Source organism: Otoolea muris, from assembly GCF_943193115.1.
Classification (GTDB): Bacteria; Bacillota; Clostridia; order Lachnospirales; family Lachnospiraceae; genus Otoolea; species Otoolea muris.
The window spans coordinates 1-26,948 of the sequence record NZ_CALPCY010000062.1 but is presented as its reverse complement, the minus strand read 5'-3'; the positions used below and the strand labels follow the sequence as shown (position 1 = coordinate 26,948).

General features: G+C 50.5%; 21 protein-coding genes and 1 tRNA gene. All 22 read left to right on the top strand.

The features are described from left to right. The first annotated feature begins 84 nt into the window (after positions 1-84). The 22 genes from NFS31_RS22965 to NFS31_RS22860 all read left to right on the top strand — a co-directional run bounded on the left by NFS31_RS22965 (position 85) and on the right by NFS31_RS22860 (position 25,774). Positions 85-1,416 carry an MATE family efflux transporter gene (locus NFS31_RS22965; protein ID WP_251500443.1) on the top strand — a complete coding sequence of 444 codons (1,332 nt, stop codon included), beginning with the start codon at positions 85-87 and terminating at the stop codon, positions 1,414-1,416. A gap of 167 nt (positions 1,417-1,583) precedes the next feature. After that, positions 1,584-2,228 (top strand): hypothetical protein, encoded by a 645-nt coding sequence (locus NFS31_RS22960; protein ID WP_251500441.1) that lies wholly within the window; start codon positions 1,584-1,586, stop codon positions 2,226-2,228. Positions 2,229-2,591: 363 nt separating this feature from the next. Next, positions 2,592-2,858 (top strand): Mor transcription activator family protein, encoded by a 267-nt coding sequence (locus tag NFS31_RS22955; protein ID WP_251500439.1) that lies wholly within the window; start codon positions 2,592-2,594, stop codon positions 2,856-2,858. Between the two features lie 24 nt (positions 2,859-2,882). Then, positions 2,883-4,367, top strand: coding sequence for a flagellin (locus tag NFS31_RS22950; protein ID WP_251500437.1), 1,485 nt, complete (start codon positions 2,883-2,885; stop codon positions 4,365-4,367). A gap of 451 nt (positions 4,368-4,818) precedes the next feature. After that, positions 4,819-5,958, top strand: a complete 1,140-nt coding sequence (locus tag NFS31_RS22945) for a BMP family lipoprotein (RefSeq protein WP_251500435.1) — start codon at positions 4,819-4,821, stop codon at positions 5,956-5,958. A 75-nt stretch (positions 5,959-6,033) separates the two neighbouring features. Further along, positions 6,034-7,569 carry an ABC transporter ATP-binding protein gene (locus NFS31_RS22940; protein WP_251500434.1) on the top strand — a complete coding sequence of 512 codons (1,536 nt, stop codon included), beginning with the start codon at positions 6,034-6,036 and terminating at the stop codon, positions 7,567-7,569. Beyond that, the gene (locus tag NFS31_RS22935) at positions 7,566-8,600 is read left to right on the top strand and encodes an ABC transporter permease (RefSeq protein WP_251500432.1); all 1,035 of its coding nucleotides are present in this window, start codon (positions 7,566-7,568) and stop codon (positions 8,598-8,600) included. Before NFS31_RS22940 ends, NFS31_RS22935 begins: the two co-directional genes overlap by 4 nt. Then, positions 8,597-9,553, top strand: a complete 957-nt coding sequence (locus NFS31_RS22930) for an ABC transporter permease (protein WP_251500431.1) — start codon at positions 8,597-8,599, stop codon at positions 9,551-9,553. The genes NFS31_RS22935 and NFS31_RS22930 overlap by 4 nt, the downstream gene beginning before the upstream one ends. 376 nt (positions 9,554-9,929) lie before the next feature. After that, on the top strand, positions 9,930-10,859 hold the full coding sequence (locus NFS31_RS22925) for a nucleoside hydrolase (RefSeq protein WP_251500430.1): 930 nt from the start codon (positions 9,930-9,932) through the stop codon (positions 10,857-10,859). Between the two features lie 41 nt (positions 10,860-10,900). After that, entirely contained in the window at positions 10,901-12,166 is a 1,266-nt protein-coding gene (locus NFS31_RS22920) for a M20 family metallopeptidase (protein WP_251500428.1), read from the top strand. Positions 12,167-12,203: 37 nt separating this feature from the next. Further along, positions 12,204-12,950, top strand: a complete 747-nt coding sequence (locus NFS31_RS22915) for a glutamine amidotransferase (RefSeq protein WP_251500426.1) — start codon at positions 12,204-12,206, stop codon at positions 12,948-12,950. 86 nt (positions 12,951-13,036) lie between these two features. After that, on the top strand, positions 13,037-14,227 hold the full coding sequence (locus NFS31_RS22910; RefSeq protein ID WP_251500424.1) for a M20 family metallopeptidase: 1,191 nt from the start codon (positions 13,037-13,039) through the stop codon (positions 14,225-14,227). Next, entirely contained in the window at positions 14,224-15,315 is a 1,092-nt protein-coding gene (locus NFS31_RS22905; RefSeq protein ID WP_251500422.1) for a LacI family DNA-binding transcriptional regulator, read from the top strand. The genes NFS31_RS22910 and NFS31_RS22905 overlap by 4 nt, the downstream gene beginning before the upstream one ends. Next, a complete protein-coding gene (locus tag NFS31_RS22900; RefSeq protein ID WP_251500421.1) occupies positions 15,312-16,307 on the top strand; it encodes a ribokinase in 996 nt (331 codons plus the stop codon). The genes NFS31_RS22905 and NFS31_RS22900 overlap by 4 nt, the downstream gene beginning before the upstream one ends. A 320-nt stretch (positions 16,308-16,627) precedes the next feature. Then, positions 16,628-16,711 (top strand) — tRNA-Leu (locus NFS31_RS22895). 144 nt (positions 16,712-16,855) lie between these two features. Then, a complete protein-coding gene (locus tag NFS31_RS22890; protein WP_251500420.1) occupies positions 16,856-17,581 on the top strand; it encodes an ABC transporter ATP-binding protein in 726 nt (241 codons plus the stop codon). Positions 17,582-17,657: 76 nt separating this feature from the next. Next, entirely contained in the window at positions 17,658-18,575 is a 918-nt protein-coding gene (locus NFS31_RS22885; protein ID WP_251500419.1) for a SufB/SufD family protein, read from the top strand. Positions 18,576-18,764: 189 nt separating this feature from the next. Beyond that, positions 18,765-20,480 carry a S8 family peptidase gene (locus tag NFS31_RS22880; protein WP_251500418.1) on the top strand — a complete coding sequence of 572 codons (1,716 nt, stop codon included), beginning with the start codon at positions 18,765-18,767 and terminating at the stop codon, positions 20,478-20,480. A 119-nt stretch (positions 20,481-20,599) separates the two neighbouring features. After that, positions 20,600-22,933 carry an ATP-binding protein gene (locus NFS31_RS22875; protein WP_251500417.1) on the top strand — a complete coding sequence of 778 codons (2,334 nt, stop codon included), beginning with the start codon at positions 20,600-20,602 and terminating at the stop codon, positions 22,931-22,933. Next, positions 22,926-23,570 (top strand): response regulator transcription factor, encoded by a 645-nt coding sequence (locus NFS31_RS22870; protein WP_251500416.1) that lies wholly within the window; start codon positions 22,926-22,928, stop codon positions 23,568-23,570. Before NFS31_RS22875 ends, NFS31_RS22870 begins: the two co-directional genes overlap by 8 nt. Positions 23,571-23,596: 26 nt before the next feature. Then, positions 23,597-24,181: an HNH endonuclease gene (locus NFS31_RS22865; RefSeq protein ID WP_251500415.1), complete on the top strand. Its 585-nt coding sequence runs from the start codon at positions 23,597-23,599 to the stop codon at positions 24,179-24,181. Between the two features lie 21 nt (positions 24,182-24,202). Further along, entirely contained in the window at positions 24,203-25,774 is a 1,572-nt protein-coding gene (locus NFS31_RS22860) for an Eco57I restriction-modification methylase domain-containing protein (RefSeq protein ID WP_251500414.1), read from the top strand. The last annotated feature ends 1,174 nt before the right edge of the window (positions 25,775-26,948 follow it).

The window sequence follows — 26,948 nt, the reverse complement described above, 5'->3', positions numbered from 1 at the left end:
TATAGATTTATTAGATTGGACGTTGTAACTGTTAACCAGTAGTCATTTTTGACTACACCATTATTATACTAGGAGAAAGTAACGATGGGACATGAAAATGTATACGCAAAACCTGTAACACTTGGCAATATCTTAAAATTTGCCGTTCCGACCATTGCCATGACGGTGTTTATGTCATTTTATACCATGGTTGACGGTCTGTTTGTATCGAACCTGATCGGCACGGACGCGCTTTCGGCGATCAATCTGACGGCCCCTGTCATCCAGCTCGTCACCGCTGTTTCCACCATGCTGGCCACCGGCGGGAGCGCGGTGATAATGAAGAAGATGGGGGAGCAGAAGAACCAGGAGGCAAAGGAGGATTTTACGTTCCTGATCCTGGTCAATATTGTGGCGGGAGGCGTCATGTGCATACTGGGGTACATGGCTATGGGCCCTGTTTTTGCGGGCATGAACTTGTCGGCGGATGTGGAGAGGTACTGCATCCAGTATCTGAGCCGTTATCTGGTGTTTACGGTTCCCATCCTTCTGATGAATAACTTTACGCTCTACATGATTGCCAGCGGGAAGGCTGCGCTTTCATTTGTCTGCTCCGTGGCGGGCGGCGTCCTCAATATGGCGCTTGACTATGTGTTCATAGCAGAGCTTGGCATGGGGATCCGCGGAGCGGCGGTCGCAACGGGCCTGGGGTATTCGGTGACAGCAGTCGCCGGACTTATTGTCTTTGGCCGCAAAACAATCCTTCTTCATTTTACAAAGCCGGCGCTGCGCTTAAAAGTCCTGGCAGGCGCGGCGGCAAACGGATCCTCGGAAATGGCGACGGCGCTTGTGACCGGGATTATTACCATGATGTTTAACTGGACTATGCTGGCATTTGCCGGGGAGGACGGCGTTGCGGCGGTGACAATCATCATGTATGTGCTGATGTTTACAAGCTCCCTGTACACGGGCTATTCATACGGGGTGGCGCCTATGCTGAGTTTTTACTATGGGGAGGGAAATCATGAGAAGCTGAAAGCGCTGGTTTTGGTCAGCCTGAAAGTGATTGCGTGCATCTCGGCGGCAACGGCGGCGGCTTCGCTGTTATTGACAGAGCCGCTTGTGTCTGTCTTTTCGCGCCCGGATAACCCGGTGTACGGCCTGGCGGTCAGCGGGAACCGGATTTGCACGGCCGCGCTTTTGTTTATCGGCTTTAATATTTTTGCCAGCGGGATGTTTACAGCCCTGTCAAACGGGGCGGTGTCGGCTGTCCTCGCCTTTTCCAGATCATTTGTGTTTATGCTGATCACAATGCTTGTTCTCCCGCGGCTTTTGGGGCTGAACGGCATATGGCTGGCGACGCCGGCGGCGGAAATCATGGCTTTGGGGATGTCTGCGTTCATGTTTGTGAAATACAGGGGGAGGTATGGGTATTAGAACGTTTTTTACTTAACAATACGTTTCATATCCGTTATAATAAAAGGACAAAAAGTTCGCACAGTCTTGCGCAAATGACGGTGAATGCAGCGCCTGTTATTTATGCAATGCTGTACCAGATGATGAATCAGGCTGTCTGAACGGTTCAGGAAAAGGGGGCGTATGGCTTGAAAGGAAAGAAAAGAAAGAGGTTTGTCTGGCTGCTGTCAGCGTTTCTTGCGGCCGCCGCCGTATGCTGCGTGGGAGCATATGTGCTGCGTGGAAGCAGACGGATCGGCGCGGGGCGGGATATTCTGCCGGGCGAGCTTGTATTTTATAATCAGCTCGACGAGCGGTGGAAGGGGGACAGGCTCGGCGCGTCGGGCTATGATATGGAGTCCTCGGGATGTTTGACAACATGTATCGCCATGATCACAGAGCTGCAGGATGTTTCCCGGTCTTTTGATCCTGGGGAGCTGAACGCGTTTTTTTCGGATAAACAGTGCTATGACGCGGAGGGCAATCTTCTGTGGGAAGAGCTTGAGGGGGCGCTTTCGGTTACGGCCATCCGGCGCGGGCCGATGGAGGGCAGGGAGCTGGAGGCGCTTTTGCTGGGAGGAACGTATCCGATCGCGCGGGTCAGGATGCATGGGATTGGGAAATTTCACTATGTGCTGCTTGTGGGGAGCCGCGACGGGGAATTTTTATGTATCGATCCGCTGAACCGGGAGGAGAAGCCGGTTGGGCTCTCCGGGTTTGGGAACCGCATCTACGCGGTTCGGTATCTGGAGGAAGGGAAAGAGCGCGGATCCAGTACATCATTGCGCAAATGATAGTGAATGCAGCGCCCGCCCGGCGCGCAGTGCTGTACCGGGAATTTATAAAACGTATGTATAGAAACATAGAGAGAAAAAAACAGGCCGTCCGCCATATGGGCGGCTTTTTTTATGCGCAGGGGTGCGTAAGGAAATTAGTAGCTTTGCTGCACGACTCCGCGCGCGAGCAGGGGAAGATGGCTCTTCCCTATTCGATTGAAAGGCGGCCTTAAAGACATTTAATAAGGAAATTTACAAGGAAAATCAGATATATATTTTTCCATAAAAATAAGTATAATTGATACATAAAGAGAGCGCCTGATTCAGGGCAGGCAGTGATTACGGTGTGAAAGAGTGAAAAAATTATACAGGGGAGAGAAAATGACAGCATCTGATTTTTCAGGCATTTACAGGGAAATAGCAGAGGTAATCGGCGTCGAAGCGACGCTTTTATTGCATCAGCATTTTAAAGGCCAGCAGATCACGCTGCCACAAAAGCTGTTTACAAGGGATTACATTGTCAGACAGGTTGAGAATACGCAAGAACGCTCGAATCTCAAAATGATCACTTCGGAATTTGGTTATACAGAGCGCCGCTTAAGGCAGATTTTAAAGGAATGCGGCTCCGGGGCGTTAAAGATTACATAATTAAGTACAGAGAGGAAGATTTCGATGATCATCCAGCATAATCTGCCCGGCGCGAATTCGCGCCGGAATCTGGACAAAAATAAAGGAAAAATCAGCAAAAGCCTTGAGAAGCTGTCCTCAGGGTTTCGGATTAACCGGGCCGCGGACGACGCGGCGGGGCTGGCGATATCAGAAGGGCTGCGCCTGACGATCCAGGGAACGGAGCAGGCGGAGCGCAATGTCATGGACGGGATTGGGCTGATCCAGACGGCCGAGGGAGCCATGGAAGAAATCAGCGCCATGCTCCGGAGAGGGTATGAGCTAAGCGCGCAGTCCGCGAACAGCACCTATAATGAGACGAGCCGTTCGGCGATGCAGGAGGAAATCGAAAAGCTCCGGGAGGAGATAGGAAGAATCACGGAAAATACGGAATTTAACGGGATACCGATTCTGAAAAGCGATGTCGGGCAGTCCAGCGGCAGCGCGGTCATCGGCCCGCAGACGGGGCTTCCGGCGTGGGTGACGAGTCCATCTCTGGCCAGCGGGAAGCAGAGTGAAGAGTATGAGACAAAGGAGGGTTATACAATAAAAAATACGGCGGACAATACGGTTGCCTCATCAGGACAAAAGATAGTTAAGCATGCTGCCGCATCAATTGATTTTAGCGCGCTTACGTCAGCAAATAAAAGTGATCTTCTGGAAAAGGGCGGGAGAGGGTTTTATAACACCTGCTTTACCTGCGATAATCATTACAGTATTAAATTTGTCACGGGGACAAAAACTACCGAGAAAAGGGACGGAAACCATTATATCTATGAAATTGGGATTGACAATGTAAATACCGGCGAGGATCTGGTCAAAGCGATTGTCGATGGTGTGAAAGGAAATCCTAACAATCATTACACAAAATTTATAGCGGATGCCACGAACAAAAATAAGCTGTGGATTTATGATGATCGCGCGTCGGAAAATAAGAGTTCCTATATGCCTTCCTATGATGAAAAAACCCAAAAAGTTAGCTGGGACAGTTGGACTAATTCAACCTACCCTAAGGTGATCAATACTACTACGTGCGCTGACGACGGAAAATTCGGTTCAGGCGTCGCCTACGCGCCCGGCTCGATCATCCCGATAAAAGGAGATCTTACATTACAGATCGGCCCGACAGACGAAGAGACGCTGGAAATCATCCTTCCCGGCACGCACGAAAAGCTCTTAGGGATCGACGGCGTATCAGTGCTGACCCAGAAGGCGGCCAACGCCTCCATGGAAAAATTTGAGAAAGCGATCCACTATCTGAACGGCGAGCGCGGCCGGATGGGCTCGTATCAGACCCGCCTGGAGCACACGCACCGCTCCCTGGCCGTGAGCCATGAGAACTTATCCGCTGCCGAAAGCCGCATCCGCGACACGGATATGGCAAAGGAGATCACAGAGCTCACAAAAGATGAAATCATATCCCAGGGCGCCCAGTTCATGCTGTCGCAGGCAAATGTGATCCCACAGCAGGTGCTCAGGCTTCTGGCGTAGCAATCAAATATTTCGGGACAGTTCCTTACAGCCTGCCGTTCATGTAGCCGGAGCCAGGTTCCATATCCATAAGGAACTCGTAGAAAACCGCCGGCGCTTAGCGAGGTCTTTTCGAGCTTAGCGTCCGCTGCGCTTTTCTACGAGCGGGAGCGGGGTTCCGTTGGATATGGAACCTGGCTCTGGCGGCCCTCTCACGCTCGATCATTTCCAACAGACATCCTGTGACAGTTCAGACAACCTCTGAACCGCTGCAGCATCTTCCATTTCTTTTCACAATTTTCAACAAAAATATTGACAACCCCCCATAGAAAATAGTACAATATTCCCATGAAATAAAACAAAAAGGCATTACTTTTTTCGTTTTATTTTTTTAACCAAAAGGAAAAACGTTTTACCTAAGGCTTTTCGCCGAAGTTAAAGGGTTTTCCACACAAAAAAGGAGGAGATTGATATGAGAAGAAAAGTTGTAAGCGTGATGCTTGCTGCCGCGATGTGCGCCAGCATGACAGCCTGCGGCGGCGGTTCCAGCGCTCCGGCTGAGTCCAAGGCCGAGACGCAGGCCCCGGCGGCGGAGGGCGGGGAAGCGCAGGCTCCGGCCGAAGGCGAAGAGGCCAAGGAGGGCGGGAACTCCGGCGCCGCAGTCCGCGTCTGCGTCGTTTACACGGGCAACTTAGGCGACAAGAGCTACAATGACTCCTGCAACATGGGCGCGCAGAAGGCGGTCGAGGATTTCGGCATTGAGCTTAAGAGCCTGGAGGGAACCACGGCTGAGGAGTGGGAGGCAAACCTGGTTGCAGCCTGCGAGGAGGGCTATGATCTGATCATCGGCGCATCTTCAAATATCGCGGACTACATCACAGAGCACGGCCCCAACTACCCGGATACGAAGTTCGCTGTCATTGACACCACCGTGGATCTTCCGAACGTGGAGTCTATCAGCTTTGCGCAGAATCAGGGTTCTTTCCTGGCCGGCGCGGCGGCGGCTTTATTTACTCAGAAGACGGACATCAAGAATGTAAACGAGGAGCACATCATCGGCTGGGTAGGCGGCATGGATATTCCGGTGCTGCATGACTTCTATACCGGCTATGAGCAGGGCGCGAAGTACGTGGATCCGGACATCCAGATCCTTCAGGCATTTGCAGGCACATGGACAGACCCGTTAAAGGGCAAGGAGCTGACTCTTGCACAGTACGAGCAGGGCGCGGATATCGTTATGAACGTAGCGTCCGGCACGGGCGTGGGCATCCTTGAGGCCGCAAAGGAAGCAGACAAGTACGCCATCGGCGTTGACCTTGATCAGGACAACGATCAGCCGGGGCATGTTCTTACTTCCATGGTGAAGAGAGTGGACAATGCGTGCTATCTGGTTATTGAATCCGTAGTAAACGGCACCTTCGAGGGCGGTTCCACGAAGTATCTGTCCCTGACAGAAGGCGGCGTCAGCCTGACAGATTTCTCTGTTATGAAGGAAGCTCTCGGCGATCAGTTCCCGCAGGATATCGTAGATACATGCGAGGAACTCGCGGAAAAGATTAAATCCGGTGAGATCGTGGTGGAAAACTACGAGGGATTCGGACCGCAGGCATAATCGACGGGCGAGTGAAAGCAGAGGCAGGGGGTCTGGGAAACCGATCCCCTGCCTTTTTTCTGAGAGGGTGATCGAATGAATGAATATGTAGTGGAGATGAAAGGGATCGTCAAGCATTTCGGCCAGGTTCAGGCGGTGAAGAAGGGCGAATTTACCCTGAAAAAGGGGGAGATCCATTCTCTGATCGGGGAGAATGGGGCGGGTAAATCGACCATGATGAAGCTCCTGTACGGGATGTATCCGATTGACGAGGGTGAGATTACGGTAAAAGGCGAGGTGATGGGAAGCATTACCCCCAAGACGGCGATTGAGCACGGGGTGGGGATGGTGCATCAGGAGTTCATGCTGGTCAATGAGCTGACCGTCCTGGAGAATATCATTCTCGGTTTTGAGCCGAAAAAGGGGCTGACCATTGATTTTGCCAGAGCGAGAAGCGAGGTTGAGACGTACATAAACCAGTATCACATGGAGGTTCAGCTCGACAAGCGCGTGAGCCAGATTTCGGTCGGCGAGGCGCAGAGGGTGGAGATCATCAAGACCCTGATGCGCGGGGCGGATATCATTATTCTGGATGAGCCGACGGCTGTCCTGACGCCGCAGGAGGCGAAACGGTTATTTGAGATTCTGAACCGTTTGAGACAGGACGGGAAGTCGCTGGTATTTATCTCCCATAAGCTGAATGAGGTTATGGAGATCTCGGACCGCATTTCCGTGATGCGCCAGGGAACCTATATGGGAACCGTATTAAAGGATGAGACATCCCCCCTGGATCTGACGAAGCGGATGATCGGGCGCGAGGTATTCTTAAATATTGAAAAGGATTACTCGCAGGCAGGAGAGACGATCCTGGAGGTAAAGGATGTGTGGATCCCGAGCCAGAAGGAGACGTCGAAGATCCGCGGCATGTCCCTTTCGGTCCGCGAGGGGGAGATCGTGGGCATCGCGGGCATCGACGGCAACGGCCAGAGCGAGCTGGTGGAAGCGATCACGGGCCTTCGCCGTGTGGAAAAGGGCTCTGTCATTTTAAATGGGAAGGATATCACGAATCTGAACCCCAAAAAGGCGCGTGAGAGCGGGCTTGCCCATATCCCGGAGGACCGGAATACGAGAGGCTTAAACCGCGCGATGACCATTGAGGAAAATCTGGTTGCCGTGCGCCTGGATCAGCCGCCGTTTACAAAGGGGATGCTTATAAACAAGCCGGGCCAGGATGCATATGCCGCCGAGATGGTGGAGCAGTTTGACATCCGCCCCACAGATTATAACCTGCCGACCTCCTCTTTATCCGGCGGAAATGCCCAGAAGGTTGTGGTGGCCCGCGAGGTATCCATGAACCGTAAGCTCCTGGTGGCCTCCCAGCCGACCAGAGGCGTTGATATCGGCGCGATTGAGCTGATACGAAACACCCTGGAAAAGGCCAAAAAGCAGGGGGCGGGCGTCCTGCTTGTCTCAGCGGAGCTGGAGGAGATCATTTCCTTATCGGATCGGATCATTGTCATCCACGAGGGCAAGATCACCGGAGAGATGATGGCCAGCGAGGCAAATGAGAATAATCTCGGACTCCTGATGATGGGAGGAGAAGAGGGAAAGGAAGGTGAAAAAGCGGTATGAATCAAACGTTAAGCAGTCTCCGCAAGATTCTTTTGACCATGTTTCTGGCTCTGGCCATCGGCGCTCTGTTCATCATCGGCATCGGGGAGAACCCGATCGACGCGTACGGCGCGCTTTTAAAGGGCGCCTTCAGCGGCAAGCTCCGGCTGGGCACGACGCTGGCCGGCTTTACGCCTCTTCTCCTGACCTCCATCGCATTTGCGGTCGCGGCCAAGGCGGGCGCGTTCAATGTCGGCGTAGAGGGCGAGGTGTTCCTCGGCGGCATTACGGCGGCCTATATCGGCGTAAACTGGACCTTTCTTCCAAAGCCCTTCCTCTATCTGGCCTGTTTCCTGGGCGCGATGGCGGTTGCCGCCGCCTGGGCCTACATTCCGGCTGCTTTAAAGGCGTATTATGGGGTAAATGAGGTCTGCACCACGATTCTGATGAATACGGTCGCCCTGTATATCACCTCCTACCTGGTAAGCGGGCCTATGAGCGCGGGAACGGCGAACGCTCAGTCCCTGCCCGTGACAGTGACGCTTCACCAGTTCATGAAGCCCAGCAGCGCCAATGTGGGCATCCTCATTGCCATCGCGGTGGTGCTGATTGTGATTTACATGCTGAACAAGACGAGCTGGGGCTACAAGATCCGCACAGTGGGGCTGAACCCGAGCCATGCGGACTATGTGGGAATCAGCTCCCGCAGGGTGTTTATCAGCGCCATGATGCTGTCCGGCATGCTGGGCGGGATCGCGGGCTGCATCGAGGTTCTGGGCGTGCACGGCTATTTCCTCAACAACTTTGCCACCGGCCTTGGAAGCAACGGCATGCTGGCGTCCCTGATCGTGAAAAACAACATGATCTTCACCCCGTTTATGGCCTTCTTCCTGGCCGTCTTAAAGGCGGGCGCGATGGGCATGCAGCAGACCACAGGCGTTCCCAAGGCGCTTGTGGATACCATCACCGCGGTGTTCATTATCATTGCCACCATGGAGACGGCGTTCCAGTTTAAACAGAAAAGAAAGCTTAAGAAGGAGGAGAAGGCATGAACGCGATTATAGAAAATTTTGACAAGATCTTTAATGTGTCACTGATTTATGCAACCTTCCGTTCCGCCACTCCGATCATCTTCGCAGCGCTCTGCGCGGCGATCACGCAGCAGGCGAATATTTTAAATATCGGCACAGAGGGTATTATGCTGGTCGGCGCATTCACCGCAGTAAGCGTCAGCTATGCGTCCGGAAGCTGGGTTTTAGGCGTCCTGGCGGCGATGGTGGCCGGCTCCCTGATCGCAATGATTATGGCCCTGGGCCATATCCGCTATAATTCGGAGATCTGCGCCATCGGCATGGGTGTAAATATGTTTGCGATCGCCATCACGAAGTTCCTGCTCAGCACGATCTTCCACACCAACGGCGCGTTTTCCAACCCGGATATCAAGCCCATCCCAAGGCTTCATATGCCCTTCCTTGAGAATGTGCCGGTTCTGGGCACACTTCTCAATGACTGGAGCATCACGGAGTGGTTCGCTATTGTACTGATCATCCTTTTGCAGTTTTTCTTTTATAAGACGGTATGGGGCCTGCGCCTGCGCGCGGTGGGCCAGTTCCCGGAGGCGGCCAAGACGGCCGGTATTAGGGTAAATGCAGTTAAATATCAGGCTATGCTGATCTCCGGCCTGATCGGCGGACTCGCGGGGGCGCACTTATCCCTGGGATACAGCACGCAGTTTATTGAAAATATGACGAACAACAGGGGCTTCATGGGCGTGGCGGCTATGTACTTCGGCGGCGCGAATCCGGTGCTCACAGCGCTGGGGTGCCTGCTGTTCGGATTTGCTGATTCGATCGGGGCGAGGCTGCAGGCGTATGGGATTCCGTCGCAGTTTGTGCTGATGATGCCGTATATTGTGACGGTTGCGGTGCTGGCGGTTTCGATGATCGCTAAGATGTCGGCGGATCGGAAGAGGCAGTCTTCGCTGAATGTAGGGGCCGGGAATTAGACGGAGGATGCTTCTGTGAGGGTCGGCGGGGGGATTCGTGAGGGGGCCGCCCGAAAGCGGCTTCCTATCCAACGGAACCGCGCTTCCGCTCAGAGAAAAGCGCAGCGGTACTAAGCTCGAAAAGACCTCGCTAAGTACCGGCGGTTTTCTATGGGTTCCTTATGGATAGGAAGCCGCTCCCGGGCTACGTTTCCGCGGGCCGGGGATGTGCCGGGCCGGGCTGGCTGGCGGCCCCCTCACGAATCCCCCAAAAAGCATTCTCTACGGAGGTATAACCTGCTTACAGATTACGGTTCTACAGGCATCTGCCTGTCGTTAAATATGAGATTCAAATAATGAAGCAAAAGCAATAAACATAGAAAAGAGGAAAAATCATATGGAAAAGAAAAAAATCATCCTGGACTGTGATCCCGGACACGATGACGCGGTGGCGATTATGCTGGCTGCGAAGAGCGAGAAACTTGACCTGCTCGGCATTACGGTTGTAGCGGGAAATCAGACGCTTGAGAAGACGCAGGTGAATGCGCGCAATGTCTGCCAGTGCCTTGGCCTGGATGTTCCGGTTTACGCGGGATGCGGGCAGCCGATGGTGCGCGAGAAGATGGTGGCGGCGGATATCCACGGCGAGACAGGGCTGGACGGGCCGGTGTTTGAGCCGCTTACGAAGCCGCTGGAGGAAAAGCACGCCGTGCAGTTTATTATCGATACGCTGATGGGGTCGGATGGGGATATTACGATGGTTACTACCGGGCCTATGACGAATCTGGCGATGGCGATGCGGATGGAGCCGCGGATTGTGGAGAAGATAGAACAGATTGTTCTGATGGGCGGCGCTTATACAAACGGTAATGTGACGCCGGCGGCGGAGTTTAATATTATTGCGGACGCGGATGCGGCGTATGTGTGCTTTACGAGCGGCCGGCCGATTACGATGGTGGGGCTGGACGTGACGCGCAAGGCTCTGTGCTATCCGGCGGTTGTGGATCGGATGGAGAAGGTGGGCAATAAGGCTTCCAAGCTGTTCGTGGATCTGATGCGGCATTTCTGTAAGAGCCAGAAGGAGGTATTCGGCTGGGAGGGCGGCCCGCTTCATGATCCCATCACGATTGCGTATCTGCTCGATCCCTCGGTTCTGACCGTGAAGCCCATGCATGCGGAGATTGATATCCGGAGCACACAGTCGTACGGAAGGACGAACTGCGATTATTTTGGGTATCAGAAGCTTGAGCCGACGGCGGATGTGGCGGTTGATATTGATGTGGAGAAATTCTGGGATATCATTGAGGACGGGCTGCGTAAATATTGATATACGCGCTTTAGGCGCGGCATAAAAGGGAGGCGGAGGTCTTGAGAGAGCTGGGCGAGGTTCTCAGGGAGAACCGGGAAGTGTATATTGAGGCGTTAAAGCGCCTGCTTGCCATTGACACCCATGATATCGGCCACGGCATTCAGGGCGGGCTTGAACGGGAGGGGCAGGAGTATATGGCAGAGCTCCTGTCTTCCATGGGGGCGGAGGTAGTCCGGGATCCCATGCGGGAGGAGACGATCCGGGAATGCTTTGAGCGGTATGAGGAGGGCAATCTGGGGCATAATCAGGAAAACCGCTTTAATGTTTATGGGACGTTTAAGGGAACGGCGGGAGGCAGAAGCCTGTTATTTAACGGGCATATTGATGTGATGCCGGCCGATGAGGCGGAGGGCTGGACTTCGCCCCCGTTCCGGCCTGAAATCCGGGACGGGCGGCTGTACGGCCGCGGCGCGGCGGATATGAAGGCCGGGCTGATGGCTTCGGCGATGGCGGTGCGTCTTTTGAAGGATGCGGGCTGCGACCTGCCGGGGGATGTGATCATTACCTCTGTCTGCGACGAGGAGGGCGGCGGGAACGGCTCCATGCAGGCTGTGATGAGCGGCCTTACGGCGGACGGGGCCGTGAACTGCGAGCCCACGGACGGCAAGCTGATTCTGGCGCATATGGGATGGGTCTTTTTTAAGGTGGATTTTGAGGGAAAGGCATGCCATTCCGGCGAGAAGAAGAACGGCGTCAGCGCGATTGAAAAGGCGATCAAGGTGATTGGGGCGCTGAACGAGATGGAGCATACGTGGCTTCTGACGTATAAGCACGCGCTTTTGCCGGCCCCCAGCTTAAATATCGGCGTGATTTCAGGCGGCGAGGCCGGATCGACCGTGGCAGGGGAGTGCAGCTTTTCCACCTGTGTGCATTATCTGCCCGGCCTGATGGATCAGGGGCAGGTCGTGCGGGAATTTACAGAGACTGTGGAGCGCGCTGCTAAGTCGGATGCGTGGCTGGAGAGCCATCCGCCGGTCATTTCCATCTACCAGACCGGAAAGGGTTTTGAGATGGAGGAGGCGCATCCGCTGGTGGATGCGATGAAGCGCGTGTATGAGGAGACCAAGGGAACCCATATCCGGGTGTGCGGTTCGCCCTTTGGCTGCGATTCCAGGCTCTGGCGCAATATCGCCGGGATCCCGGTCATCCAGTTCGGCCCCGGACGCGGCTCGGAGTGCCACGCGGTGGACGAGTGGGTCAGTGTAGAGAGCTATCTGGAAGCGATCCTGATTTATGCAAAGCTGATTCTGGAATGGGGTAAATAAAATACACAATTGTTTATAGAACAGAAAGGAGTTCAAAATGAGTAAAAAAGTATTATTGGCGGGCGAATCCTGGATGAGCTATACCACGCATGTGAAGGGGTTTGATTCCTTTTATACATCGACCTATGAGACAGGGGAGAAATGGCTGAAGGAGGCGCTCACAGCGGGCGGCTATGAGGTGGTGTTTCTGCCGAACCACCTGGCAAACGAGGAATTTCCGTTTACCATGGAGGAGTTAAAGCAGTATGATCTGGTGATTTTGTCGGATATAGGCGCAAACACGCTGCTCCTGCCGGGCGCGACGTTTACAAGGAGCGAGAAACGCCCGAACCGCTGCAACTTGATCCGCGACTATGTGCTGGACGGCGGCGCGCTGCTGATGGTGGGCGGATATCTGACCTTCTCCGGCGTGGACGCGAAGGGAAAATGGCACGATACAGCGGTGCAGGAGGTTCTTCCTGTGGAGGTTCTGACCGTGGATGACCGGATGGAGCACTGTGAAGGCGTTAAGCCTGTCACCGTGTCGGAGCATGAGGCGCTTTCCGGGATTCCCGCCGAATGGCCGGACGTGCTGGGTTATAATAAGGTGCTTGCAAAGCCTGAGGCTTCGGTGCCGGTTACGGTGGAGGGCGATCCGTTTATCGCCTTTGCGGAGTACGGCAAGGGCAGAAGCGGAGTTGTCACGACCGACTGCGCGCCGCACTGGGCCCCGCCGGAATTCTGCGAGTGGGAGTATTATAACAGGCTGTGGCAGAATATCGCCGCATGGCTGATCGGGGAGTAACCGTTCAGAGGCTGTCTGAATTGTTACGATCAGGAAACAGGGATCTGTTTTTTTAAAACCGGCAGAGTCAGACAGGGGGATGAGGAATGAAGGATGCCGTTGATTTTTTAAAGGAGCTTCTGGCGGTTCCGAGTGTAAACGGCCTGGACGACGAGGGGCGTGCCGCAGAGTTTCTGTGCGGATTTTTTCGCGGGGCGGGCCTTGAGGCCAGGGTGCAGAGGATTGATGAGACTCACGCCAATGTGCTGGCGGTCCTTGAGGGAGAGGATAAGGCGGGTGATTTCGTCTGGAACGGCCACCTGGACACGGTGCCGTACGGGAAAACGGAGGAATGGGCCAGCGATCCGGCGATTCCCTGCGAGAGGGACGGTTTCCTCTATGCAAGGGGGGCCAGCGACATGAAGGGCGGCCTTGCGGCTATGGCCTACGCCCTGTGCGCGTATAAGCGCTCCGGGAAACGGGTTCCGGTTACGATCCGTTTTATCGGTACCTGCGATGAGGAAAAAGGCGGCCTGGGCGCGGAGGCGGTTTTAAAGGAACAGCTTTTGGGAAGGCCCCGCGGGCTCCTGATAGGGGAGCCTACGGGGGGCCTTGCCGGCGTGGCCCAGAAGGGCTGCCTGTGGCTGGAGATCCGGGCAAAAGGCCGCACGAGCCACGGCGCGTATCCCAAAGAGGGGTGCAATGCCGTTGAACAGGGCGCGGCGCTGGCCGGCCGGATCGGGGATTATGTCAGGGGGTACGCGCATCCAGTCCTGGGGGCGTCCACGGCGCAGATTACCCGGATTTCCGGGGGGATTGCGCCGAACATGACGCCGGACGCCTGTACGATTCTGATGGACATCCGCATGGTTCCGGGGCTGACGGCCGATATGGTCCTTTTAAAGGCCGGGGAGCTTTTGGAGGAGCAAAACAGGCTGAGAAAGCAGGCGGCTGATGGAAGCTGCGGTCCGGCGGCGGAGTTTAAGGCGGAGTTTTCGGTTTTGAACAGCAGGAGGGCGGTGGAGATCGCCCCGGATCACAGGATGGCGGTATGCCTTTTGGAAAGCCTGGCGGCCCGGGGGATGGATACAGGGCTTACTGGGATCAGTTATTTTACGGATGCCTCTGTTCTGGCCCGGGACGATTTGGAGCTTCCGGTCCTGCTTTTTGGGCCCGGCGAGCCGGATATGGCCCATAAGCCGAACGAGCGTTTAAGCCTGGACAGATACCGGCAGTCGATCCGGATCTATATGGATTTGATTGAAAATGGCTTTGGCAGCGCCGGAGGGGCCTCATGAGGGCGACGATTAAGGATATCGCGGTTGCCACGGGTTTTTCTGTGACAACGATCTCCCTGGTTCTTAACGGAAAAGCCCATAAGATTTCGGATAAAACCAAAAAAAGGATTCTCGACGCGGCGGAGCAGATGCATTACCGCCCGAACCAGCTCGCGGTCAGTCTGGTAAAAAAGAGGAGCAAGACCATCGGACTGATTGTCCCGGACATTGCCAATGTCTATTTTGCCAATATGGCCAGAGGGATTGACGAGGCGTGCCGGGAGCACGGCTTTACGGTAATTCTCTGCAATACGAATGAGAGCCACGAGCGGGATGTGGAATATATCAATATGCTGGCCGATAAGGGAGCGGACGGGATTCTCTACATCATGGCAAAGGACAGCACGCAGGAGATGGGGCTTGCGGCGGTAGAGCTCATGGAGGAGCTTAAGATGCCGTATGTCATCCTGGATCGGCTGATGGAGGCAAAGTGTCCGGGGATCGCGACGGACCATGAGACAGGGGGATATCTTGCGGCCAGCCATCTGATACGGCTGGGACACAGGGAGCTTGCCTGTGTCACCGGCCCGATCGGGACGCTGGCCGACTCCCAGCGCAGGCTCAGGGGGTTTCTGTGCGCGCTGAGGGAGTGGGAGATCCCTGTCCGCATGGAGCTGATCTGCGAGGGAAGCTTCACGCCCGAGGGCGGGGCCGCGGCGGTGGATCAGTTGATGAAATATGAATTTACGGCGATTTTTGCCTGTAATGACGCATCGGCCTACGGTGTGTGCAGAAGGCTTAAGGAATATGGAAAACGGGTTCCGGAGGATGTATCGGTCGTCGGCTACGACGATGTGCTGTATGCCGAGATGCTGGAGGTTCCGCTGACCACGGTGCGCCAGAAGGTACATGCAATGGGGATGGAAGCGGTGCGCCGTCTGATGGCTCTGATCCGGCGGGAGAGCGCGATGGAACGTTCCATCATATTTGAACCGGAACTGATTGTGCGAAACAGTACGGCCAGAGTATACGGAGAGGCTTTTTCACGGGCCGGGAAAGGCGAAGCACAGCCGGGGGATCGTATACCGTCAAGGAGGGGAGAGCATTGAATATATTGAATTTCGGCTCGCTGAATATTGATTACACGTACCAGGTGGATCACTTTGTGAGGGCGGGGGAGACGAGCTCCTCAAAGTCCCTCTCCGTATTCAGCGGGGGAAAGGGACTGAACCAGTCAATCGCATTGAGCCGCGCGGGCGCCAATGTCTGGCATGCCGGGGCGGTGGGAAAGGAGGACGGGGCGTTCCTCATAGAGGAGCTCTCGGAGGCAGGCGTGCATACCGAATTTATTTCCCGGACAGAGGGAAAAACAGGCCACGCCATTATCCAGAAGGATCCGTCCGGCCAAAACTGCATTCTTCTCTACGGGGGCGCGAATCAGGAGATTGGAAAAGAGTTTGTGGACCGGGTGATGGAGCGCTTTGAGGAGGGCGATTTCCTGATTCTCCAGAATGAGATCAGCGAGATTGCCTATATCATGGAAAAGGCCCGTCAAAAGGGCATGCGGATCGTCCTCAACCCGTCGCCCATGGATGAGAAGATCGCCTCGTATCCCCTTTCGTATGTGGACTATTTTCTGCTAAACGAGATTGAGGCATTGGATCTGTGCGGGGATCGCGCAGGGGAGAACGGGACGGCCGGCGAACAAGGCGCGGGTGGAAATGAAGCTTTCGGTGAGGAAGGCGGGGCCGCAGCGACGGCGGCCGGCGACGGCGGCGTCGATGCTGAGAGGCTGATGGAGAGGCTGACAGAGCGGTTTCCGAACGCAAAAATTGTGCTGACGCTTGGATCCGGCGGCTCGGTTTACTGGGATGCGGACGGGATGATCCGCCAGGGGATTTATAAGGTTCCGGTTGTGGATACCACGGCGGCAGGCGATACGTTTACCGGATATTTCATCGGCGGGCTGCAGCGGGGCGAGACGCCACGAAAAGCCCTGGAGCATGCCGCCAAAGCGGCCGCTATCGCAGTATCCCGCGCAGGGGCCGCGCCGTCCGTGCCGACGCGGGAGGAAGTGGAGGCATTTGCCGGGGAGAAGTAACGCAGACTCTTTTTGGTTGTTTAGCGATTTAGACAGAGGATATTCCTGCCTGTGTCAGATAAATGTATTACAAAGCTTTTGGCGGGATAAGGCCGGTTCCAGGCTTGATGATAACGCAGCCGGCGGCGGCCTTCCCGCGATAAGTGTGTTTTGTTTGAATTGGAGATTAATTCAATAAAATGCATACAGAATTGCGGAGAGAAAAAATATTATTCTGAATATTAAAAAAAACTTGACAAACAGGAAAAGTGTGGTAAAATAAAGGAGTAACAACGAGAGAGAGCAACAGACAAGAGACAAGCTCAGCAATCTCGTGTGACGCAGAAGTGGCGGAATTGGCAGACGCGCACGGTTCAGGTCCGTGTGAGAGCAATCTCATGAGGGTTCAAGTCCCTTCTTCTGCACGAACAAAAAGCCCTGATACCCGGTTGGTATCAGGGCTTTTTGGGTAAAATGGTAACGTATTATACTATTTTAACAGCGGCACGGCTCAGAAAAGGTTTCGCATTTCTGCAGGGGTTTGTTATAAGAGGCAAAGGAGGAACATCATGCTGGAACTGAGGGATATCTCTTTTGAGGTTCAGGAGGAGAAAAGCCAGAAGGAGATCATTCATCATCTTGATTTAAAGATAGGGGACGGGGAGTTTGTGGTAATCACAGGGCCGAACGGGGGCGGGAAATCGACGCTTGCGCGGCTGATCGCCGGGATCGAGAAGCCGACGGCCGGGGCGATCCTGTTCGACGGGAAAGATATCACGGAAAAGAGCATTACGGAGCGGGCAAATCTGGGGATCAGTTTTGCCTTTCAGCAGCCGGTCCGGTTTAAGGGCGTGCAGGTCCTGGATCTGATCCGGCTGGCGGTGAAGGAGCAGGTATCGGCCGCGGAGGCGTGCAAGTACCTGTCCGAGGTGGGGCTGTGCGCAAAGGATTATATTAACCGCGAGGTGAATGCGAGCCTTTCCGGCGGGGAGTTAAAGCGGATCGAGATTGCGACCGTGCTGGCCCGCGCGTCGCGCCTGTCCGTGTTTGACGAGCCGGAGGCCGGTATTGATCTGTGGAGCTTTCAGAATTTAATCCAGGTATTTGAGCGCATCAGGGAGAATACGAAGGGCTCGATTATGATTATTTCCCATCAGGAGCGGATTCTGAATATTGCGGATCGCATCGTGGTGATTGCAGACGGGAGGGTGACCCGTCAGGGAGCCGGGAACGAGGTGCTTCCGGAGATTCTGGGGACGGCGTCGGCTGTGGGAGGCTGTGAATATTTCCGCTGAGAGCATCAGATTTATCATATCGTGGTTTTGAATGTACGGAGAGTACATCTGACTGGACAGGAGGCATAGAGGAGAAATGGATGAGATTCAGAGAACCCTGTTAGAGGAGGTGGCGGATCTGCACGGCGTGCCGGCAGGCGCTTACAATATACGGGCAAACGGCCAGATGGCGGGGCGGCAGAATACGGCCAATATTGAGATTGTGACCAAGGGAGATCAGTCAGGGATTGAGATTCGGATTAAGGAGGGGACGAAGCATGAGAGCGTCCATATCCCTGTGGTGCTCAGCCAGAGCGGCCTGAAGGAGATGGTCTACAATGATTTTTACATCGGGGCCGGGGCGGATGTGACGATTGTGGCCGGATGCGGGATCCACAACAGCGGGGACGCGGCCTCGGAGCACGACGGGATCCACCGCTTTTTTGTGGGAAAGAATGCGCGGGTGCGGTATGTGGAAAAGCATTACGGGGCCGGGGACGGCCGCGGGGCGCGTATTTTAAATCCCACGACGGAGGTGACGATGGAGGAGGGCAGTTATCTGGAAATGGAGTCGGTGCAGATTAAGGGCGTGGATTCCACGGTGCGCAGCACGGTTGCAAACCTGGCCGCAGGCGCGTCGATCGTGATAAAGGAACGCCTTCTGACACACGGGAGCCAGCGCGCGGACAGCACGATCAAGGTGAATTTAAACGGGGCGGACGCGAGCGCCAATGTGCTGTCGCGCTCGGTTGCGAGAGAGGAGTCCTCTCAGAAGTTTATTTCTATCATAAACGGAAACAGCCGCTGCGCGGGCCACACGGAGTGCGACGCGATTATCATGGATCAGGCAAAGATCCAGGCCGTCCCGGAGCTGACGGCCAATGATCCGGATGCGGCTCTGATTCATGAGGCGGCGATCGGAAAAATCGCAGGGGAACAGCTCATAAAGCTGATGACCTTAGGGCTTACAGAGGAAGAGGCAGAGGCGCAGATTATTAATGGTTTTTTGAAATAAATGGTTTCACATGACAGCTTCTTTTTCTTTTGCGCGCGTTTTTTGCGTCTGTTCAGGAACTGTCCCGAAATACATTGCGCAGGGCGCGCAGGATGTTTCTTCGGGACAGTTCCTCATCTTATCCGTCATGTTTTAACAGCTTCATGCATAAATTCAGGTATAATTTATAGAAAGAACAGGGGGATGCATATGGTTGGCCAAAAGACGGAAAACCTTCTGAATCTGTCGCTGGACGCGACGGAGGCGGAGCGGAGCAAATCGCCTGCGCTTGGCGAGGGGTATGACAGGGAGGACAGGCGCTGGGAGCTGATCGTCAAATATAACGGGGATCTGGAAGAGATAGAGGCCGCAATGCCGGAGATCAGGGCGTTTCCGCTGCTCGGCGGCTATGCGGTTCTAAGCGTTCCGGAGCCGTTTATCGAGTCTTTAGCCGCTTTTTCGCAGATTGAATACATCGAAAAGCCGAAAAGGCTCTTTTTTTCTGTCAATAAAGCAAAGAGCGATTCCTGTATCACTCAGGTTCAGTCAGGCGGAGGCGGGCTGTATTTAAGCGGGCGCGGGGTTATTACGGCTGTCATTGATTCCGGTATTGACTATTATCACGGAGATTTCCGGGACAGGGAGGGGAACAGCCGGATTCTGGAGCTGTGGGATCAAGATCGCGCGGCGGTGTACAGCCGGGAGCAGATTAATGAGGCGCTGAGAGCGGGAAGCCGGGAGGCGGCATTTCAGCTTGTCCCGTCGCGGGATGTGAGCGGCCACGGGACCGCCGTGGCCGGGATTGCGGCGGGAAACGGCCTGGAGGGAAACGGAACTTACCGGGGCGCGGCCTATGAGAGTGATCTGATCATTGTAAAGCTCGGCGCGCCGAAGCCGGATTCATTTCCCAGGACTACGGAGCTGATGAGGGCCCTTGATTTTGTTGTGAGGCGCGCGGTTTACTATCAGAAGCCGGTTGCGGTGAACTTAAGCTTTGGCAATACGTACGGCTCCCACGACGGTACGAGCCTTCTTGAGACGTATCTGGATGCGGCGGCGGAAATGGGGCGCACGGTCATCGTAGCCGGGAGCGGCAATGAGGGGAGCAGCCGCGGCCACACCTCCGGCATACTTAAAAACGGGGAGAGCCGGATCATTGAATTATCCGTGGATGAATATGAGAGAGGGTTCGGCGTCCAGCTCTGGAAGCTTTATATTGATGATTTTTTTGTGGAGCTTATAAGCCCCTCCGGGCGTTCCTCGGGTCCTGTCTCGCCTGTCCTGGGCTCGCAGCGCCTTGCATTTCCGGGAACCACGGCGCTGCTTTACTACGGCGAGCCCAGCCCCTACAGCACGGCCCAGGAGATCTATTTTGACTTTATCCCTTCGGATACGTATGTGGAGAGCGGGATATGGAAGTTCCGCCTGATCCCCCAGCGGATCGTGGACGGGAGTTTTGATTTGTGGCTTCCGTCAGAGTCTGCGCTGAACCGCTCGACGCGGTTTTTGTTCCCGACGCCGGATACGACGCTTACGATTCCTTCGACCTCGTCCAGTGTGATGACAGTCGGGGCGTACGATGACGCCACGCAGTCGTACGCCGATTTTTCCGGGAGGGGATTTACGCGGCTGGGTCATATGGTGAAGCCGGATCTCGTGGCCCCGGGGGTGAATATCGTGACGTCAAGGGCCGGAGGAGGCTATGCGGCGGTGACGGGGACTTCCTTTGCGGCGCCGTTTGTGACGGGGAGCGCGGGGCTTTTGATGGAGTGGGGGATCGTGGACGGGAATGATCCGTATCTGTATGGGGAGAAGGTGAAAGCATATCTGAGGAGAGGGGCAAGACAGATGCCGGGATTTGAGGTGTTCCCGAATCCGCAGGTGGGGTATGGGGCGCTTTGTGTGAAGGACAGTCTGCCAGTATAAACAAATAGTTGATTTAACATATATGAAAGAACAACGATATCATTTTTTAAGATACAAAAGTTGTAGAAATGCTTATAGTTTGGTACAATAATAATAATATTTGTGCCAAAGGAGTTCCTATGAGAAAACGGGTCAGAGAAATCGAGTTTGATGTAGATGCGTATACCGCGAGATTAATAGGGCGGGAAAATGTGTCAAAATTAGAGGGAGCAGTGCTTGAGATCGTAAAAAATGCTTATGATGCTGATGCAAACGTATGTTGCCTATATTATTCTAATGCAGAAGAATGTGTCTATATTATGGACAATGGTTGCGGAATGAAGGAGGAAGTACTGCGTACCCATTGGATGACAATTGGCAACTCTTCAAAAAAAGGTTCTTATGTTACAAAGAATGGAAGGATACAAACAGGAGCAAAAGGAATTGGCCGGTTTGCCTTGGATCGTATGTCCGATGAATGTGATATGCTTACGATTTCAGAAGAAGGAGGTCTGGAGTGGATTGTAGATTGGCGGGACTTTGATGGAAGTAAAAGGATATCAGAGGTAAAAGCAAAAGTTTATGATACAGATGTGTCTCTGCTGGAGCATGTTGAAATTAGAAGCTGGAGAAACCGGGCGGTAGCGTCAGAGATAGAGAAATATAATTTTTCAGGAACCGGGACGGCATTTCGATTGGATCATCTTCACGATGTCTGGGATGAAAGGACAATGAAACGTCTTAGAAATCATTTGGAGAATCTGTTGCCTCCAGATGTAATACAGAATTTTTGTATTTGGTTTTTTGATGATGTGACCAGTGTGGAAGAGGCATTGATAACCAGCGCAAATGTGGAATCTTATGATTATCGGGTTGATTTTCAGGTTACTGGTAACCTGGTGGATATTCAGATTATAAGGAATGAATTTGATTTTCGTGGGGAAGAGCAGGAGGTATATACAGAGGCGGGATTTGATGAGCAGGAGCAGGCGTATCTGCAAGGAGAAAAGAAAAAAGAGTCTTTTAACATGGAAGAAATAGGGGAGAAAGAGAATTTTATCGGAGATTTTGAAGGCATACTGTATTTTTATAAGATAGATGCCGATAAAAAAAATCGCGAACGGTTTTATTATAAGGATATCACGGGGCGCGCAAAACTAGCTAAAAAGTTTGGCGGAATTAAGCTATATCGTGATCAATTCCGTGTGCGCCCATACGGCGAGTATGGGGATAATGATTTTGATTGGTTGGAGCTTTCGACCAGGCGGAACCGTTCTCCGGCAGGTCTTGGAAATGAGAATGGAAATTGGCGTGTTAGTTCGGAACAGATGTTAGGGACAGTGTCAATATCAAGAGAGAATACAAACCTAGAGGATGCAGCTAACCGGAACGGCATTCAGGAGGGGAAGGGGTTCTCGCAGCTTAAGCGAATTTTGTTATTTGTGATTTCGGAGTTTGAACGGGATCGGCAGTTTGTGGGGCGTAAACTGGCAAGATATGCGGATAAAAAGGATCAATTGGCGGCTGATTTGGAAAGAATGCGTCAACTTGCAGAAGAAAGGAAAAGATGGGAGGAGGAGGAATCTGTCAGGAAGCGACAGGAAAAACCAAAGGAGGCGAAGGAACAGCCTTTAAAACCGAATTTGCCTCCCTCTGCAAATCCAGAAGATGTTGTGAAACTGGTGACGAACATGGAGCAGAAGCAGGAGGAAGAACTGGAAGAACTGCGGAATGAGAATAAAATGCTCCAGACGTTAGCTACGACAGGGATTATTACCAATATGTTTATGCATGAAATTCGAACATCTACCAATAACATTGGCCTTGAGTTAAATGCAGCTTATGAAGCTATAGAATATGATAATGATGTGGCATATGCCCTGCAAAATATCCTGCGCGCAATCAGAGTGAAGAAAAATTTCGCATCATGGTTTGGCATCACTATTGAATCCATTAAAAAAGACAAACGGAAGAGAAAAAAACATAATATTCGAATCATGCTGGAACAATATATGAATACGTGGAATGATATTTTGGATAAAAGTGGAACAGATTTAATTTATGAATGCGATTCGGATATTGAACTTTGGTGTTTTGAGTTTGATATTGAGAATATTATAAGTAATTTGATTGCTAACAGTCTGGCATCTTTTGATCAGGAAATGGATAGAAGATTGGAGAAACGTGAGATTAATTTGAATATATACAGATTTGAAAACGGATTGTCCATGGATTATAGGGATAGTGGATGGGGACTGATTCCCAAATATAAAAAGCGGCCGGAGTTGATCTTAGAACCGTTTGAAAGCGGGCATCATTTTGATGGCGAGGATGAAGACGATGGAACTGGAATGGGAATGTGGATTGTAAACCGCACTATATCCGAGTATAATGGAGCCATTGATTTGAGTGAGAATCAGAGAACAGAGACAGGGTTTTATGCAAAAATTATATTAGGAGGTCGGAATGTATAGAGTTGGATATATTGATGATGAACCAACAGAGTTTGAAATTTATAGGAGATCACTGCAGCGGCGGTGTAAAGAACTTGAACTGGTACTGATAGATGATTGTGAGGGTAAACAGGACATTCTCGATAAGATTTATGAGAAACAGATTGATGTGTTGTTAATTGATTATAAAATGGTAAAAAGCTATGGATTTAACGGAACCACATTGATTAATTATATCAATGATTCTATGCGTGATATCCAATGCTTTATTATGACTGCTGTGGATACGGAGCAGATTACGGATGGGCTTGTTGCAAAGAGAGATAAATACTCTAAAAATATTTTTGATACTGAGGCAGCAGACCAGAAAAAAGAGGCGGAGTTGAGAGATTTTATTCAGGTTTTGCTGGAGAGCGCGAAAGTATTTCAGACTCGCCGACAGCAGAAATTGGAGCGATATAGGGAGCTTTTAGAGAAGAAACATCAAGGAGAGTTAGGGGCGGATGAGGAAGAATTTCTGGAGTTGTATAAGGTTCTGTCATCCTATGGGATGGTAGAGAAATTACCTAAAAATATGTTGGATTCAAAATTTGAGGAGCGGTTACAGCGTATATTGGAACTGGGAAATGCGATTATCGCAGAACATAAGATGGAATAACAGGTGTTAAAATAGAGGAGAGAATATTGAGAGTACATGGTGATAAAGTAATTCGGCGGCGGAATGGCGTATCAGAGCTAAAGTGTTATCAGGATGGCAGAGAACAGCTAGAACAAGATTTTTACTATCTGTGTGGCTATTGTGGGAAAAATGGAAAAGTACTGCATCAGAAATTTCATATAGATCATTTCGTTCCGAAAAGTCTGGATAAAAGCCGGGAAAAGGATTATTATAATTTGGTTTTAGCCTGCCCCAGATGCAATTTGTCTAAGTCAGATAAATGGCCGACAGAAGATATTGCACGGTCACATAATGGAAAGAGTGGGTTCGTGGATCCGGCGGATCCAGCATTTGATGAGCATTTGGAACGGAATGAAAAGGGATTTGTGTTTGGGAAAACATTTGTTGGAAATAGTATGTGTAATATGTTGCATTTAGATATCAGAAGAACAGATCTTTATTGGAATGCAGCGCAGTTGAAGATGCAGCTAAAAGAGCTGGAAGAGCTGTATCGGGAAGGAAGATTAACAGAGCAGCAAAAAGATATTTACATTGAAATTAATATGATTTTTAATGAATACATAGATCAGGCATTTATAAAAGGTGAATAAGCATTTGAGGTAGGAGAGTAGATGGGAAATCGAAAGGAAAGCGGTTCATATTATACACCTCCAGAATTAGTAGAATTCATGGTTGTGTATCTAAAAAAAGAGCAACAAGATTTTGACAATGTTTTGGAACCTTCCGCAGGGGACGGAAGGTTTCTTCCGTTACTATTATCATGTTCTAATCATGTGGAAGCTGTGGAATTATTTCCGGACAAGGTTCAACAAATAGAACAACAATATGGATGTGAAAAGTTAACGGTAGAATGTGAAAATTTTATTCAATATGCGTCTATAAATGATGATAGATATTCGCTTATTATAGGGAATCCGCCATATATTAGTTTAAAAACGATGAATAAAGCAGATATAGGAAAGTCGAAGAAATTCTGTGAAGAGGTGGACTTACCTTCATCAGCAATGCAAAATATGTGGCTTGCATTTGTGTTGGCATCATGTAAGTTATTACGTCCTAATGGTACACTTTTTTTTGTATTGCCAATGGAATTTCTGCAGGTACAGTATGCTGAAAAATTGCGAAGTTATTTGGAGTCAAAGTTTAATACAATACATATTATATGTTTTGAGGAGTGTGTATTTGCAGAGATAGAACAAGAAATATGTTTAGTTTATCTTACAAATAAAATTAACTTTCTTCCATACATTCTTTATGAAGTTTATTCGAATTCAATAGAAAAAACAATTGTGAGTAGAAATATGATTCAAAAGAATAAACCATTACAGAAATGGTCAAATGCAATTTTAAAGGATGAAGATATTTTTTTGTTAAAGAATCTTTCTCTGAATTATACGAAAATTGAAAAGATAGGAACAACGGCTCCAGGAATAGTAACCGGGGGAAATAAATATTTTATTCTTACAGAAGAACAGGTAGCAACATACAGATGTAGAAAACTGGTTTTACCAATTTTGCAGAAATCCTCATTTGTTACAGACAATATTATATGTATTGATGAGGAGGTTTTTGAAAAAATTAAAGAACGAAATAAGCCTGTTTATTTGTTGAATTTAGCAAAAGTTCCACGTGAAAATTTACCCTTAGAATTAGATGAATATTTATTATGGGCTGGGAAACAAAAAATACAAGGCATAGAATTGAGAAAAAGATTTAAATGTGCGAACAGAACTCCCTGGTATGGTGTCCCGATAGTAGCGAAAGGAGATATTATTTTCTTTAAACGTTATGATATATTACCAAGATTATATATAAATGAAATAGACATCCATACTACTGATGCCGGTTATCATATACGTTTGAATAAAGAATATGATAAGGATAGTGTGGTATTTTGCTTTTATAATTCAATGACATTAGCGCAATGTGAGTTTTATGGACGTTATTACGGAGGTGGAGTAAGAGAATTAGTACCAAGCGAATTTAAAAAGATAGCGATTCCTTATAGAAAAATAGAAGAAGATTATATTGAGTACTTAAAAGAGCTATTTCGAAAAAAAGCTTCTGCATTTGAAATAGTATCATTTGTTAATTCGAAAACATTGGAATTAAAGATATCAAAAGAAACAATCTCGAAATTGGAAGCAATACGCAATCAATTGATAAAACAAAGAAAAAGATAACATAAGTATGAATTATATCTGCCAAATAAAGAAAAATTTAAGCGTTTAGTAGATAATATTGAAAGAGATAGGTGAAAATGAAGAATGAGAGTTATCGATAATTTTGAAGAAAACAGTATGACAGAAAATTTAAAAAAAGTATAAAAAAAGTTTAGTCTTAGCTTGACACAATCCTATGAGGCGCTTTGTGTTGAGGATAGTTTGTCTGGGTAGAAATGAGGGGGGATTTTGGGATAATAAGCACAGTGTTTTGTGGTATATTGTGTCGAATAAACTGCTTATTATGTGTTAATTCAGGATAAATTGAATAAAATAAACATATGAGATATAAAAAATGCAAATTGTATTTCAAATATAGTTGTGTATGCATATGATAATGATATGATGTAAATAAGAAATACGGAGAATTGTTTATGGGAAATATATGATGGAGCATTTCGGATAATTTTAAATGATTGCAGACAGATGATCATTCCGATAATCTATGGGAAGAAATATCATTTGGAATGAGAGAGTAACCTGCCGGATGGGCGGATGACAATCAGGTTGTTTGAGTATGATGCTTAGATCACTTTAGATAAAGGTGAAGTCATCAATGAAACATTGACAGTGATATTTCCAAATACAGCAGTCCTATATCTAGGGATTATAAAAATACACCTGATAAAATGCGATACGTGGTAAAAATGCCGGGTGGCACTGTAGAGTATGATGTGCCGATTATGAAGGTGCAAGAATATACTCTGGAAGATATTTTTTCAAAAGGCTTGTTGCTGTTAATTCCGTTTTATATTTTTTCACATGAAAAGAACTTTAAGGTGTATAAATAGTAACGAATAGAGATTGGCAGAGGTGAAAGCAGAGTACCGAAGTATCTTGGAGAGATTTGATAAACTGGAGCAGGAAGGGATTATTGGAGCGTTTGACAAACGTACCATTATAGAACTTTCTGGTGATGTGATCAGAGAAAATGCATAGAAGTATGAGAATGTTCAGAAAAGAATAGGTGGAATGATGAGCGGAGCGTTACTTGAGACAGAAACGGGGACAATTTTAAATAGAGGGAAAGACGAGGATAAAAAAGAGACGGCACTTAGAATCCTGGATTCTCGGAGTTAACATGACGAGGTTGGTACCTTCACTCCGAGAGCCTCATATATTTTTGCCTGCTTAT